Annotated in this window: 20 protein-coding genes; 19 read left to right on the top strand and 1 reads right to left on the bottom strand. The window is 38.5% G+C overall.

The window, feature by feature from the left end; translation table 11 throughout:
- The first annotated feature begins 13 nt into the window (after positions 1–13).
- The 19 genes from rplF to rpsI all read left to right on the top strand — a co-directional run bounded on the left by rplF (position 14) and on the right by rpsI (position 11351).
- Positions 14–550, top strand: coding sequence for a 50S ribosomal protein L6 (gene rplF / locus LMB56_RS05765; RefSeq protein WP_003664544.1), 537 nt, complete (start codon positions 14–16; stop codon positions 548–550).
- A 62-nt stretch (positions 551–612) separates the two neighbouring features.
- Entirely contained in the window at positions 613–969 is a 357-nt protein-coding gene (gene rplR, locus LMB56_RS05760; RefSeq protein ID WP_003664543.1) for a 50S ribosomal protein L18, read from the top strand.
- Between the two features lie 21 nt (positions 970–990).
- Positions 991–1500 (top strand): 30S ribosomal protein S5, encoded by a 510-nt coding sequence (gene rpsE / locus LMB56_RS05755; protein ID WP_003664542.1) that lies wholly within the window; start codon positions 991–993, stop codon positions 1498–1500.
- A 15-nt stretch (positions 1501–1515) separates the two neighbouring features.
- Positions 1516–1698 carry a 50S ribosomal protein L30 gene (gene rpmD, locus LMB56_RS05750; protein ID WP_003664541.1) on the top strand — a complete coding sequence of 61 codons (183 nt, stop codon included), beginning with the start codon at positions 1516–1518 and terminating at the stop codon, positions 1696–1698.
- Between the two features lie 31 nt (positions 1699–1729).
- The gene (gene rplO, locus LMB56_RS05745) at positions 1730–2164 is read left to right on the top strand and encodes a 50S ribosomal protein L15 (RefSeq protein ID WP_003664540.1); all 435 of its coding nucleotides are present in this window, start codon (positions 1730–1732) and stop codon (positions 2162–2164) included.
- A 1-nt stretch (position 2165) separates the two neighbouring features.
- On the top strand, positions 2166–3482 hold the full coding sequence (gene secY / locus LMB56_RS05740) for a preprotein translocase subunit SecY (protein WP_003664539.1): 1317 nt from the start codon (positions 2166–2168) through the stop codon (positions 3480–3482).
- A 5-nt stretch (positions 3483–3487) separates the two neighbouring features.
- The gene (locus tag LMB56_RS05735) at positions 3488–4141 is read left to right on the top strand and encodes an adenylate kinase (protein WP_003674878.1); all 654 of its coding nucleotides are present in this window, start codon (positions 3488–3490) and stop codon (positions 4139–4141) included.
- Between the two features lie 133 nt (positions 4142–4274).
- Positions 4275–4493 carry a translation initiation factor IF-1 gene (gene infA / locus LMB56_RS05730; protein ID WP_003664537.1) on the top strand — a complete coding sequence of 73 codons (219 nt, stop codon included), beginning with the start codon at positions 4275–4277 and terminating at the stop codon, positions 4491–4493.
- Positions 4494–4529: 36 nt separating this feature from the next.
- Positions 4530–4649, top strand: a complete 120-nt coding sequence (rpmJ, locus tag LMB56_RS05725) for a 50S ribosomal protein L36 (RefSeq protein WP_003664535.1) — start codon at positions 4530–4532, stop codon at positions 4647–4649.
- Positions 4650–4680: 31 nt separating this feature from the next.
- Positions 4681–5046 carry a 30S ribosomal protein S13 gene (rpsM, locus tag LMB56_RS05720; protein WP_003668778.1) on the top strand — a complete coding sequence of 122 codons (366 nt, stop codon included), beginning with the start codon at positions 4681–4683 and terminating at the stop codon, positions 5044–5046.
- 34 nt (positions 5047–5080) lie between these two features.
- Positions 5081–5470 carry a 30S ribosomal protein S11 gene (rpsK, locus tag LMB56_RS05715; protein WP_003664532.1) on the top strand — a complete coding sequence of 130 codons (390 nt, stop codon included), beginning with the start codon at positions 5081–5083 and terminating at the stop codon, positions 5468–5470.
- An 85-nt stretch (positions 5471–5555) separates the two neighbouring features.
- Complete coding sequence (locus tag LMB56_RS05710) at positions 5556–6500, top strand: DNA-directed RNA polymerase subunit alpha (protein WP_003664530.1); 945 nt, start codon at positions 5556–5558, stop codon at positions 6498–6500.
- 34 nt (positions 6501–6534) lie between these two features.
- Positions 6535–6918, top strand: coding sequence for a 50S ribosomal protein L17 (rplQ, locus tag LMB56_RS05705; protein ID WP_229283552.1), 384 nt, complete (start codon positions 6535–6537; stop codon positions 6916–6918).
- A gap of 219 nt (positions 6919–7137) precedes the next feature.
- The gene (locus LMB56_RS05700; protein ID WP_229277679.1) at positions 7138–7965 is read left to right on the top strand and encodes an energy-coupling factor transporter ATPase; all 828 of its coding nucleotides are present in this window, start codon (positions 7138–7140) and stop codon (positions 7963–7965) included.
- Positions 7941–8807, top strand: a complete 867-nt coding sequence (locus LMB56_RS05695) for an energy-coupling factor transporter ATPase (protein ID WP_229277680.1) — start codon at positions 7941–7943, stop codon at positions 8805–8807. The genes LMB56_RS05700 and LMB56_RS05695 overlap by 25 nt, the downstream gene beginning before the upstream one ends.
- The gene (locus tag LMB56_RS05690; RefSeq protein ID WP_003668773.1) at positions 8800–9603 is read left to right on the top strand and encodes an energy-coupling factor transporter transmembrane component T family protein; all 804 of its coding nucleotides are present in this window, start codon (positions 8800–8802) and stop codon (positions 9601–9603) included. Before LMB56_RS05695 ends, LMB56_RS05690 begins: the two co-directional genes overlap by 8 nt.
- A gap of 19 nt (positions 9604–9622) precedes the next feature.
- Complete coding sequence (truA, locus tag LMB56_RS05685) at positions 9623–10393, top strand: tRNA pseudouridine(38-40) synthase TruA (protein ID WP_035157145.1); 771 nt, start codon at positions 9623–9625, stop codon at positions 10391–10393.
- A gap of 105 nt (positions 10394–10498) precedes the next feature.
- Positions 10499–10942 carry a 50S ribosomal protein L13 gene (gene rplM / locus LMB56_RS05680; protein ID WP_003672672.1) on the top strand — a complete coding sequence of 148 codons (444 nt, stop codon included), beginning with the start codon at positions 10499–10501 and terminating at the stop codon, positions 10940–10942.
- Positions 10943–10949: 7 nt separating this feature from the next.
- A complete protein-coding gene (gene rpsI / locus LMB56_RS05675) occupies positions 10950–11351 on the top strand; it encodes a 30S ribosomal protein S9 (RefSeq protein WP_003668771.1) in 402 nt (133 codons plus the stop codon).
- A gap of 240 nt (positions 11352–11591) precedes the next feature.
- On the opposite strand, the gene LMB56_RS05670 is transcribed toward rpsI, so the two are convergent.
- Positions 11592–12821 carry an IS110 family RNA-guided transposase gene (locus LMB56_RS05670; protein ID WP_229282092.1) on the bottom strand — a complete coding sequence of 410 codons (1230 nt, stop codon included), beginning with the start codon at positions 12819–12821 and terminating at the stop codon, positions 11592–11594.
- Between the last annotated feature and the right edge of the window lie 352 nt (positions 12822–13173).

Raw genomic sequence — 13173 nt, 5'->3', positions numbered from 1 at the left:
AGGAGGTGCAAAGATGAGTCGTATTGGTTACAAAGAAATTGATTTGCCAAGTGGTGTTGAAATTTCTCAAGATGGTAATGTAGTTACTGTTAAAGGTCCTAAGGGTACTTTATCTCGTGAAATTTCACCATTAATCAAAATGACTATTGATGGTAACGTTGTAAAGTTTGATCGTGATGCTGATACTAATAAGTTAAAGATGTTACACGGAACTACTCGTGCTAATGTTAACAACATGGTTGAAGGTGTTGTTGATGGTTACAAGAAGGTTCTTAAGCTTGTTGGTGTTGGTTACCGTGCTCAACTCAAAGGTAACAAGTTGATTTTAACTGTTGGTTACTCAAACCCAGTTGAAATGGATAAGCCAGAAGATGTTGAAATTAACGTACCTGACAATACTACTATCGAATTAAGCTCAATTAACAAGGAACACCTTGGGAATTTTGCTGCTGAAGTTCGTGCTGTACGTTCACCTGAACCATACAAAGGTAAGGGTATTCGTTACGAAAACGAACACATTATCCGTAAGGAAGGTAAGACTGGTAAGTAATCTGAAAAGATTATTTAACATTCTTTTATTTAATGGAATTAATATAATAAGAGGTGACTGTTGTGATTTCTAAACCAGACAAGAACAAGATCCGTCAACGTCGTCATTTACGCGTTCGCGGTAAGATTTCTGGTACTGCGGAGCGCCCACGCTTAAGTGTTTACCGTTCAAACAAAAACATTTACGCTCAATTAATTGATGACGTAAAGGGTGTGACGCTCGCAAGTGCCTCCACAAATGATAGTGAAGTAAGTGGAAAGACTAAGACTGAACAAGCTAGTGGTGTAGGAGCATTAATTGCTAAACGCGCTAACGAAAAGAACATTACTGAAGTTGTGTTTGATCGTGGTGGATACCTTTACCATGGACGTGTTCAAGCTTTGGCTGAAGCTGCTCGCGAAAACGGACTTAAATTCTAAAAAAAGGAGGAATAACCTGCAATGGCATCATCAGAATTCATTGATCCAGCAAAGTTGGATTTAGACGATCAAGTTGTAGCCATCAACCGGATTACTAAGGTTGTAAAAGGTGGACGTCGTATGCGTTTCGCTGCTTTAGTAATTGTTGGTGACCGTAAAGGTCATGTTGGTTTTGGTACTGGTAAGGCTCAAGAAGTTCCAGAAGCTATTCGTAAAGCTCAAGCAGCTGCTGAAAAGAACTTGATTACTGTTCCTATCGTTGGAACTACTATTCCACACGAAGTTATTGGTGTATACGGCGGTGGAAAGATCATGTTAAAGCCAGCTGTTGAAGGTTCTGGAGTTGCTGCCGGTGGTGCGGTTCGTAACGTTATGGACCTTGCCGGTGTTGCGGACGTTACTTCTAAACGTCTTGGCTCTAACACACCTGTTAACGTTGTTCGTGCAACGTTTGAAGGTTTGAAGCAATTAAAGAACGCTGAAGAAGTTGCAAAGTTACGTGGTGTTTCAGTAGACCACTTGGCAGAATAAGGAGGGCACTAAATTATGGCTCAAGTAAAAGTTACCTTAATTCACAGTGTTGCCCACCGACAACCTACTCAACGTCGTACTGTTAAGGCATTGGGATTAGGTAAGATCAATAGCTCAGTTATCTTACCAGATAATGCGGCAACACGCGGTCAAATTTTTAAGATCGCTCACTTGGTTTCTGTTGAAGAAGTTAAGTAATTAAAATTAAATAATAAGGAGGTGCCTACTAATGAAGTTAAACGAATTGAAGCCAGCAGCTGGTTCTCGTTCTAAGCGTCTTCGTAAAGGTCGTGGACTTTCATCAGGACACGGTTTTACATCTGGACGTGGTACTAAGGGGCAAAAGGCTCATGGAAAGACCCGTTTAGGATTTGAAGGGGGTCAAATGCCACTTTACCGGCAAATTCCAAAGCGTGGATTTACCAACATTAACCGGAAAGAATACGCAATTGTTAACTTGGCATCATTAAACAAATTTGATGATGGTACAGAAGTTACTCCACAATTATTGATGGAAAGTGGCTTAGTTAAGAACTTGAAGAGCGGCATCAAGATTCTTGGTAGCGGTAAGCTTGAAAAGAAATTAACTGTTAAGGCTAATAAGTTTTCTGCTTCTGCAGTTTCTGCAATTGAAGCTGCCGGTGGTAAAACTGAGGTGATGTAGTTTGTTCACAGCCGTCAAAAATGCATTCAAGGTAAAAGATATCCGTAAAAAGATTTTCTTTACATTGTTTGTATTGATTGTCTATCGGATTGGGGCAGCGATTACCGTTCCTGGAGTTAACGCTGCTGCTCTGCAGGAAATCTCCTCAACCGGTTTAGCATCAATCCTCAATACCTTTAGTGGTGGTGGATTGGAGAATTACTCTTTATTTGCAATGGGAGTGTCTCCATATATTACTGCGCAAATTGTTGTTCAACTATTACAAATGGATATTGTTCCGCGTTTTGTTGAATGGAGTAAACAAGGAGAAGTAGGACGGCGAAAACTTAATCAAGCAACCCGATGGTTAACGATTGTACTTGGATTTATTCAATCAATCGGTATTACCGCCGGGTTTAATGCATTGAGTACTATTCGTTTGGTTAATCACCCTGGTGTTCAAACGTATTTAACAATCGGTTTAATTTTAACTGCAGGTACAATGTTTGCTACTTGGATGGGAGACATGATTACTGAACGTGGCTTGGGTAATGGTGTTTCCATGTTAATTTTTGCTGGTATTGTTGCGCAAATGCCAGGTGGAATTCGTCAGTTATGGGATGACCAAATTGCTGGTGAATCTGGTTCTGCTTTGTGGATGGGAATTGGATTTGTTACTCTTGTTATTGTTGCAATTTTAATTATTGTAGCGTTTGTTACATGGGTCCAACAGGCGGAAAGACGTCTACCAATTCAATACACAAGACGGACCACTACTTCACCATCCAGTAGTTATCTTCCCTTGAAGATTAACGTATCAGGTGTTATTCCTGTTATTTTTGCTGGTTCTTTTATCTCAACCCCGCAAACTATTCTTATGGCTTTCCAGCAAAACCATGGTGGGGATAGTTGGTATCAAATCATGACGACCATTTTTAACATGCAATCTGGTCCTGGGATCGCACTGTATGTATTTTTGATTGTTGTATTTACCTTTTTCTATGCCTTTGTTCAGGTTAACCCAGAAAAACTTGCTGAGAATTTACAAAAGCAAGGAAGTTATATTTCTGGAGTACGTCCTGGAAAGGGTACACAAGACTATATTTCTTCATTGTTAATGCGATTGAGTACAGTAGGTTCATTATTCTTAGGATTAATCTCCTTAATTCCGTTAATTGCAAGTAACGTATGGAACCTAAGTCAGTCAATTGGTTTAGGTGGTACAAGCTTACTGATTATCGTACAGATTGCTTTAGATGTTGTTCGACAGTTAAACGGACTAACAATGAAGCGCGAATATATTGGATTTATTCGAGAACCTAAAGGAGGAAATGACTAATGAGTATGAATCTTGTATTAATGGGTCTTCCAGGTGCCGGTAAAGGTACTCAAGCTCAAAAGATCGTTGAAGATTTTCCAATTCCTCATATCTCAACTGGAGATATTTTTCGGGCAGCCATGAAGAATGAAACTCCCATGGGAATTGAAGCTAAGAAATATATTGATAAAGGTGAACTTGTTCCGGACGAAGTTACTAACGGTATCGTTAAGGAACGGTTAGCTCAAGATGATACTAAAGATGGCTTTATGCTGGATGGATTTCCTCGTAATCTTAACCAAGCAGCAGCTTTGGATGAGATGTTAGCAGAGAGTAATCGGCATCTTGATGCTGTGATCAATATTCACGTTGAACCGGATGTATTGGTAGAACGTTTAAGTGGACGTTTTATTTGTCGTAACTGTGGAGCAACATATCATAAACTTTATAATGCTCCTAAAGTTGAAGGCACATGTGACGTTTGTGGTCATCATGAATTTTATCAGCGTGATGATGATAAGCCTGAAACGGTTAAGAATCGTCTAGATGTTAATATTAAGTTGAACACACCACTGGTAGACTATTACCAAAAGAAAGGTGTTTTGCACGAAATTAATGGTGAACAAGATATCGATAAAGTTTACGAAGATATCAAGAAAGTATTAACAAACCTAAACTAGATAATAGTTATCTCTTGCGAAGTTTGTAAACATATGCTAAACTATGCAAGGTTTATCTATCTGAGTAGTGGGAAGTTTTATACTTTCCACCATTTTTACGTAATATCTAGAATAGGTAAGGAGGTACTATTTCGTGGCAAAAGCCGATGTAATTGAAGTAGAAGGTAAAGTAACTGAAACTTTGCCTAATGCAATGTTTAAAGTTGAATTGGAAAATGGAGCAGAAATTTTAGCACATGTTTCTGGCAAAATTCGGATGCACTACATTAAAATTTTACCAGGAGACCGTGTTAAAGTAGAAATGTCTCCATATGACCTTACAAAGGGTCGGATTACTTTCCGGTTCAAGTAGTTATTGATCATTTACTCTCAATAGGAGGATTTTAGAATGAAAGTAAGACCATCTGTTAAAAAGATGTGTGAGCACTGCAAGATCGTTAAGCGTAATGGTCGTGTTATGGTTATTTGCTCTGCTAACCCAAAGCATAAGCAACGTCAAGGTAAGTAATTTATTTTATAGAGAAATGGAGGTGTAGCTCATGGCTCGTATTGCAGGTGTCGATTTACCTCGTGACAAGCGAATCGTAATCGGCTTAACATATATTTTTGGTATTGGTGATTCTACTGCTAAGAAGATTCTTGAAAATGCTGGTGTATCAGAAGATATCCGTGTTCGTGATTTGACTCCAGATCAAGAAGAAAAGATTCGTGCACAAGTAGATCAAATTCAAGTTGAAGGTGATTTACGGCGTGAAGTTTCAATGAACATTAAGCGTCTTCAAGAAATTGGATCATACCGTGGTATGCGTCACCGTCGTGGCCTACCTGTTCGTGGTCAACATACTAAGAACAATGCTCGTACTCGTAAGGGTAAGGCTGTAGCTATCGCTAATAAGAAGAAGTAATTTAACTTTATAAAAAAGGAGGTTAGTACTAGATATGGCAACCAAAAAAGGTACGCGTAAGCGTCGTGCAAAAAAGAATGTTGAAACTGGTGTTGCACACATTCACTCAACATTTAATAACACTTTGATCATGATTACTGACGTTCAAGGTAACGCTGTAGCATGGTCCTCAGCTGGTGTTTTAGGCTTTAAGGGAAGTCGGAAGTCCACTCCATTTGCTGCTCAAATGGCTTCAGAAGCTGCTGCTAAGCAAGCTATGGAACATGGTATGAAGACTGTTGAAGTTGAAGTTAAGGGTCCAGGTTCAGGTCGTGAAGCTGCTATCCGTGCACTTCAAGCAACTGGATTGGAAGTTACTGCTATTCGTGATGTAACACCTGTTCCTCACAATGGTTCTCGTCCTCCAAAGCGTCGTCGTGTTTAATTGACATTGCTGGAGACAATTATTTCCATCAATTGCCTTTTTGTCTCAAATACGAACCACGTTTTGAAAGGGGTACAAGGATAGAATGATCGAATTTGAAAAGCCAAATATTCACAAAGTTGAAGAAACAGATAACTACGGTAAATTTGTCGTAGAACCACTTGAGCGCGGTTATGGAACCACTCTCGGTAACTCGTTAAGACGTGTATTAATTGCATCTTTGCCAGGTGCAGCGATTACGAGTATGCAAATTGATGGTGTTTTACATGAATTTAGCACTGTTGAAGGTGTAACTGAGGATGTTACGCAGATTATCCTAAATCTAAAGAAAGTTTCTTTGAAACTTGATTCAGAGGATCAAAAGAATCTTGAATTAGATGTTAAAGGACCTGCTGAAGTAACTGCAAGTGATATCCAGGGTGATAATGAAGTTACAATCTTAAATCCTGATCTGCATATTGCAACTGTTGCTGATGGCGCAGAATTACACATCAAGTTAACTGCTGATAAGGGTCGCGGTTACCTTTCTGCTAACGATAATAAGGCCCGGATGGATGATTTAGCAATTGGTGTTTTACCGATTGATTCCATCTATACCCCAATTGAACGTGTAAATTACACTGTTGAAAATGCACGGGTTGGTCAGCGTAACGATTATGATAAGTTGACGCTGGATGTTTGGACTGATGGTTCATTAACACCAACTGAAGCAGTTAGTCTAGGTGCGAAGATTTTGACTGAACACTTAGCTATGTTTGTTGATTTAACAGAAACAGCTCAAAATGCTCAAGTGATGGTTGAAAAAGAAGAAACACACAAAGAGAAGATGCTTGAAATGACTATTGAAGAGCTTGATCTCTCTGTACGTTCTTACAATTGTTTGAAGCGAGCTGGTATCAATACTGTTAAGGAATTAACTGATAGAACAGTGTCTGATATGATGAAGGTTCGAAACTTAGGACAAAAGTCGTTAGAAGAAATTAAACTTAAATTGAATGATCTTGGTGTTTCATTTCGCCAAGACGACTAATTAGTATACCAATTGCAAAGGAGGGAACCACTTTATGAGTTACCGTAAATTAGGACGTACAAGTTCACAACGTAAGGCTTTATTACGTGATTTAACTACAGATTTAATCGTTAATGGTCGTATTACCACTACTGAAGCACGTGCTAAGGAAGTTCGTAAGACTGCTGATAAGATGATTACGCTTGCTAAGCATGGTGATTTAGCTTCTCGTCGTAAGGCTGCCGCTTTTGTGCGTAATGTTGTTGCTGATGTTAAGGAAGATGGCGATGATATTCGTGTACAATCTGCTCTTCAAAACCTTTTTGAAGAACTTGCTACAAAGTATGCAGATCGTAACGGTGGTTACACACGCATCTTGAAGACTATGCCTCGTCGTGGTGACGGTGCACCAATGGTTATTCTTGAATTAGTGGACTAATTAATTCGTTCACATAAACTAAATACGTAATAAAGAATCACTATCATTGATAGTATAGAGCGTTACGATGGTGGGGAAACCCTAGTCTAGCTTGAATGCGGGAAACCCTCGCGCACTTCAATGGTAAGTGATTTTTTATTTTAAATTTAATTTTGATAGATAATTCTGTGGACTTTGCTAAAATATACTTATTAACTAAAATTGAAAAGAGGAAATACTGTGACTGGAATAAAAATTCGAAAGCTTGTATTTACATATCCAGACAGTAAATACCCCGTTTTAAAAAATATCAATCTAGATTTTGAACCATTTTCTTGGACAGCGATTATTGGTCATAATGGTAGTGGAAAGAGTACATTAGCCCGATTAATTGATGGATTACTCAGTCCTACTGCGGGATCGATTGAAGTTGACGGGATTCAAGTTAACGAAAGTTCTTTAGGTCAGATTCACCAGCAAATCGGATTCGTTTTTCAAAACCCTGAAAATCAATTTGTTGGAGCAACTGTTGCTGACGATGTTGCATTCGGACTTGAAAACCGACAAGTAGCTCGAAATGAAATGGAGGAAAAGATTGATAAAGCTTTAAGGATGGTAGGAATGAGTGATTATAAAAACACAGCTCCTATTAATCTCTCAGGAGGACAAAAGCAGCGGGTAGCACTTGCAGGAATCCTTGCATTAATGCCTAAGATAATAATCCTTGATGAGGCCACTAGTATGCTTGATCCTTTAGCACGACAAGAAATTTTGTCTTTATTGCAAAGATTAAAAAATGAATATAATCTTTCAATTATTTCGATTACGCATGATCTTAAAGAAATTGAGCTAGCGGATAAAATAGTTGTATTAAATGATTCGCAAGTTGTAAAGCAAGGTACTCCATCCGAAATTCTTAAAGATAAAGAATTATTACTTGAAATTGGAGTAGGAGTTCCTGCAAGTCAACAACTGCAGAAATTATTGGTTGAACGAGGAATTGATATTCCAAATAGATATTTAAACTTAGAGGAGCTAAAAAATTGGCTAAAGCAGCAATTACAGTAAAAAAACTCCACTATACATATCCCAATTCTACTAATGAAGCCTTACATAATGTTTCATTAACAATTCATGAGCAGGAATTTGTTGCCATTATTGGACAAACCGGAAGTGGAAAATCAACATTGGTTTCATTAATTGATGGATTAATAAAACCTAGCAGTGGGGAACTTAATGTAGCAGGTTTAGAAATTAATGCAACGACAAAAGCTGAATATTTAAGTAAAATCCACCATCAAGTCGGTTTTGTATTCCAATTTCCTGAACAGCAACTATTTGCAGAAACAGTTGCGGAGGATATTGCTTTTGGGCCTCATAATTTAGGGTGGTCTGCAAAAAGAATTGAAAAAGCAGTTGACGAAGCATTAAAAATGGTGGATTTGCCGTTAGAATTAAAGTCACACTCCCCTTTTGCGCTTTCTGGAGGCCAGATGAGGCGAGTAGCGATTGCTGGCGTTTTAGCAATGGATCCCAAAATTTTAATTCTTGATGAACCAACAGCGGGACTGGACACTCAAGCAACTAATGATTTGCTTAAACTTATTAAAGTACTTAATAAGAAGGGAACAACGATTATAATGGTTACTCACCAAATGGAACAGGTAGCCTACTATGCTAATCACGTAATTGCAATGAGTAATGGGCAGATTGTTGCGGATACGACTCCTCAGCAATTATTTGGTGATGCTCAACGATTAAAAAAACTATCATTAACGCTGCCTGTTTCCGTCGAAGTTGCGCAATTCCTTAGTAAAGATGGGATAACTTTAAAAAATACAGAACCGCTTACGCTTGATGCATTAGCAGATGAAATAGCAGAAGCGATGAGGAGAAAAGAAAATGAATAGTAAAATCGTATTTGGTAGTTATGTACCAGTAAAATCGATCCTTCATCGTCTTGATCCACGAATAAAACTAATTATGTGTATTATTTACGTTATTTTAATTTTCTTCGTGAATAATTTTTTAGCTGCTATATGGCTTTTATTAGCGCTTCTTGCGGCAATTAAGTTAAGTAATGTTGGGTTAAGACAGTATTGGCAAGGAATTAAGCCGTTATTTTTAATTATTTTGATAACAGTAGCGTTTCAAATTTTATTTAGTAGTGGCGGAAAGATGTATTGGCATTGGGGAATTATGGCAATAACCCGTGACGGTCTTATTAATTCATTGATTATTTTCTATCGGTTTATTGTGATTATCACTGCCTCAACAGTTTTAACTGCCACCACTCAAACTTTTCAGATTGCAGACGCCTTGGCATGGTTAATGAAACCATTACAAATAATTAAGGTCCCTGTCAATCAGATTACGTTAATGCTTTCCATTGCGTTGCGCTTTGTTCCAACTATTATGGATGAAACTAATAAAATTATGAAAGCTCAGCGGGCCCGCGGGATTAATTTTAACGCTGGAAATCTTTTGACACGGATTAAACATTTAGTTCCGATTCTTATCCCATTGTTTGTCAACTCGTTTAAGCGGGCAGAAGAATTAGCAACGGCAATGGAAGCACGAGGGTATGATCCTAATGCACCACGGACTCATTATCGTCAATTAGTTTGGCATAAAAATGATGCTTGGGCTGGTTTGGCGCTATTGATTGTGACAGTTGGTCTAGTTTGCATCCGAATATTTTTATAAATTAATAAGGAAGTAAAAAATGTATCGTTATAAAATAACCTTTGCTTATGATGGAACCAATTTTTCCGGTTTCCAAATTCAACCAAATAAGCGGACAGTTGAACAAACATTAAAGAATGCAGTAAATAAAATTGCTAAGCACCCAACTCCTGCTATTCCCGTTATCGGCTCAGGAAGAACAGATGCAGGAGTTCATGCTCTGAATCAGGTTGCGCACTTTGATATTCCCTATCATTTAAGTAATGAATCGATGAGAAAGGCCCTCAACAGCATTTTGCCACTGGATATTTTAATTAAGAAGGCCGAATTAGTGGATAATGATTTCCATGCGCGATACAGTGCTCATCGTAAGACTTATCGTTACCGGGTTGATCAGGGGGAATTTGTGAACCCATTTAAACGCAACTATACTTCTCATTTTAAATATCCTCTTAACTTAGAAAAGATGAGAAAAGCAGCTAGTGATTTAGTTGGAACTCATGACTTTACAAGTTTTGTTGCGTCGGGGAGTCAAGCAAAAAGCAATGTTCGGACGATTGAGAATATTACAATTAGACGAGACGAATTAAGAAATGAAGTCGTCTTTGATTTTACTGGTAATGGTTTTCTTTATAACCAAGTTCGAATAATGGTTGCTTTTCTCTTAGAAATCGGAAGCAATCAGCGGCCAGTAGATGACGTGCCTCGAGTCCTTGAAGCAAAGGATCGGACGTTGGCACGGATGACGGCTCCAGCAAGTGGTTTATATTTAGTTAATGTAGATTATGGAACAAATGATGAAAAGGATTGACGAAAGTACTAGAAGAAGGTATACTAGCCATTGGTATTTCTTTTCCATCTAATAACTCGGTACACTATTATATGTAAAAGAAAAACAAAATTGGAGGACTTAATCGTGAGAACGACATACATCGCAAAACCTGGTGAAGTTGAACGCAAATGGTACGTTGTCGATGCTAAGAATGTCCCAATGGGTCGTTTAGCATCTGCAGTAGCATCAATTTTGCGCGGTAAGAACAAACCAACATTTACTCCACACGTTGATACTGGTGATTACGTTATCGTTATCAACGCTGCGCAAGTTAAGTTAACTGGTAAGAAAGCATCTCAAAAGATGTACTACCGTCACTCAAACTACCCTGGTGGTTTGAAGCAACGGACTGCTGGTGACTTCCTTGCAAAGGAACCAGAGAAGTTATTGGAAACTGCTATCAAGGGTATGCTTCCACACAACTCTCTTGGTCACAAGCAAGGTTTGAAGTTACATGTTTATGCTGGTGAAGACCACAAACATGCTGCACAAAACCCAGAAGTTTTAGACATTACTAACTTAATCTAAGGAGGGAATGGAATTGGCTCAACAAGTACAATACAGTGGTACTGGTCGGCGTAAGGATGCAACCGCACGTGTTCGCTTAGTACCAGGTTCAGGTAAGATTACGATGAACGGCAAGGCAATTGAAGACTACATTCCATTTGCCAACTTACGTGCTATCGTTAACCAACCATTTGCTGTTACTAAAACAGAAGGTCAATACGACGTTTTAGCTAACGTTAATGGTGGTGGATTCTCTGGTCAAGCAGGTGCAGTACGTCACGGTATCGCCCGTGCACTTCTCGCTGTTGATCCAGACTTCCGTGACGCTTTAAAGAAGGCTGGTCTCTTAACTCGTGACCCTCGTATGAAGGAACGTCGTAAGCCAGGTCTTAAGAAAGCTCGTAAGGCTGCTCAATTCAGTAAGCGTTAATATTTCGATTATCGCTTCCAGAGACATCAGTATTTTGCTGGTGTCTTTTTTATATTTAAACGGAATTTAATATACGGTATAATAAGTGATAACTAATATAAAGTCATGTGGTAATAAGTCAAGATAAAATTATCACTGACAAACTTGTTTTGACCAGATTTTTGACGCACTTAAATAAGCCTTGATCCCAAGGTGTTTTAAAAGCTAAGCGTCGAGAATCAGTTTATCTTCCTATACCAATTACCTCTTTTCCTGATAGATTTGATGATTTTTGAGTAGGAAGAAAATCACCCTAATAAGTTTACGTGCGGTAAGGACGAGAGCGCGTTTTGATGGGGTATGCTTTACTTCTTGATATTTACGCCGATAATATTCACCAAAAACTGGATCTTGGATTCTAACTCTGTTGGCAGCTTCAACCAAATAGTATCTAAGATAAGCATTACCAGTTCTCTTGAGCGGAGTATTATCACTAGCGTAAGCTCCGGACTGCTTTTCTCGCCAGGAAAGCCCAGCATATTTAGCCAATTTAGCTTCATTATCAAATCGTTCGATTTGACCAATTTCAGCTAAAATACCAGCAGCGTATACTGGTCCAATTCCGGGAATGGAGCGCAAAATCTGTTCTTCATCAGTTACTTGAACTACTTTCTCAATTGCTTTGTCGAGGTCTTTAATCATCTTCTGAAAAGCTTTAATTTCCTCGGCATAAACGGAGAGAACTGTATCAACTGAATTAGCAATTACTTTGTCTAAACGATAAGAAGCACGAACTGCCTTTTGAATTATTTTCGCCAAGGCTTCAGGGTTCGCGAAGCGACCCCGGCCGTGTTCATTCAGATAATCGGCTAAATCAGTAATCGAAAGATTAAGTAAGTCATCAGTAGTCATATCTTCAGTTAGCAGACTCATCATCGTTGAACCAAAGATAGAAGTATTCAGTTCATCAGAAATTACTAATTTATTGAGCTTGTAGTATAGGTTCTCAATAAAGTGTTGCTTAGCCCGAGCTAAGCTTTGAACAAGCTCATATCGGGAACGCGTTAAGCGTTGCAGGGCAATGTAGTTCTCTTGACGAACAATCCCTACTGAATAGCGTCCAACACGTAGGAAGTCAGCAATGTAAAAAGCGTCGATTTGATCATTTTTATCTTCAGCGAAGACATCATGATAGCGCTTAGTTTTCTTAGGATCGATAACCACGGATTGTGTATTGAACTTTTTAAGGTCCGAGTCTTCTTGGAAAAACATTGCTGGGTGAAAGCTGTAAATGGAAGTGGCTTCCATGCCAATCACAACTTGGTCGAGATGATTTGAATTCGCCGTATCGATAATCATGTTTTTTAATTCTGTTGCGCCTTTCAAATCATTAACAAAGTTACCATGGAAAACAACTTCAGTTGTTTCTTCAGAAATCATTGAAGTTACTAAATCTTTTGAGCTAACGTCAATACCGACAAAAAGTTTCATTGGAATGGCCTCCTTTCATTAAAATTTACTGGTCTTAATCTGATCACTGCATGATAGCCCCTAATTACAATCACTAAAAACATCCTCGCAAGTATCAGTATTCATTGGTTAGAGAGTTAAAGCTGCACCTAATCCTACTCTGAATTAGTAAACTATCTAATCGATACAGCATGTGAGTTCGAAAATCAGTAGATTGGCTGGGCGGCAGACTTCATAAGTAGTTAAAAACTACAGGAGGTATTAACCTATACCAGTTGACCAAAGCCAATGATAATTAGAGGTTATCATGCGGTGACCAGAAAACAAGTTGTAATGTAGCAAAATCCGTAAGGATATATTTATAGAATACGAG

Source organism: Limosilactobacillus reuteri (assembly GCF_020785355.1).
Taxonomy (GTDB): domain Bacteria; phylum Bacillota; class Bacilli; order Lactobacillales; family Lactobacillaceae; genus Limosilactobacillus; species Limosilactobacillus reuteri_I.
This window is presented reverse-complemented; position numbering and strand designations above follow the sequence as displayed.

Coding starts and splice junctions, on each gene's coding strand:
- rplF (WP_003664544.1), top strand. CDS start 14: ATGAGTCGTATTGGTTACAAAGAAATTGATTTGCCAAGTGGTGTTGAA.
- rpsE (WP_003664542.1), top strand. CDS start 991: ATGGCATCATCAGAATTCATTGATCCAGCAAAGTTGGATTTAGACGAT.
- rpmD (WP_003664541.1), top strand. CDS start 1,516: ATGGCTCAAGTAAAAGTTACCTTAATTCACAGTGTTGCCCACCGACAA.
- rplO (WP_003664540.1), top strand. CDS start 1,730: ATGAAGTTAAACGAATTGAAGCCAGCAGCTGGTTCTCGTTCTAAGCGT.
- LMB56_RS05735 (WP_003674878.1), top strand. CDS start 3,488: ATGAATCTTGTATTAATGGGTCTTCCAGGTGCCGGTAAAGGTACTCAA.
- rpmJ (WP_003664535.1), top strand. CDS start 4,530: ATGAAAGTAAGACCATCTGTTAAAAAGATGTGTGAGCACTGCAAGATC.
- rpsM (WP_003668778.1), top strand. CDS start 4,681: ATGGCTCGTATTGCAGGTGTCGATTTACCTCGTGACAAGCGAATCGTA.
- rpsK (WP_003664532.1), top strand. CDS start 5,081: ATGGCAACCAAAAAAGGTACGCGTAAGCGTCGTGCAAAAAAGAATGTT.
- LMB56_RS05710 (WP_003664530.1), top strand. CDS start 5,556: ATGATCGAATTTGAAAAGCCAAATATTCACAAAGTTGAAGAAACAGAT.
- rplQ (WP_229283552.1), top strand. CDS start 6,535: ATGAGTTACCGTAAATTAGGACGTACAAGTTCACAACGTAAGGCTTTA.
- LMB56_RS05690 (WP_003668773.1), top strand. CDS start 8,800: ATGAATAGTAAAATCGTATTTGGTAGTTATGTACCAGTAAAATCGATC.
- truA (WP_035157145.1), top strand. CDS start 9,623: ATGTATCGTTATAAAATAACCTTTGCTTATGATGGAACCAATTTTTCC.
- rpsI (WP_003668771.1), top strand. CDS start 10,950: ATGGAATTGGCTCAACAAGTACAATACAGTGGTACTGGTCGGCGTAAG.
- LMB56_RS05670 (WP_229282092.1), bottom strand. CDS start 12,821: ATGAAACTTTTTGTCGGTATTGACGTTAGCTCAAAAGATTTAGTAACT.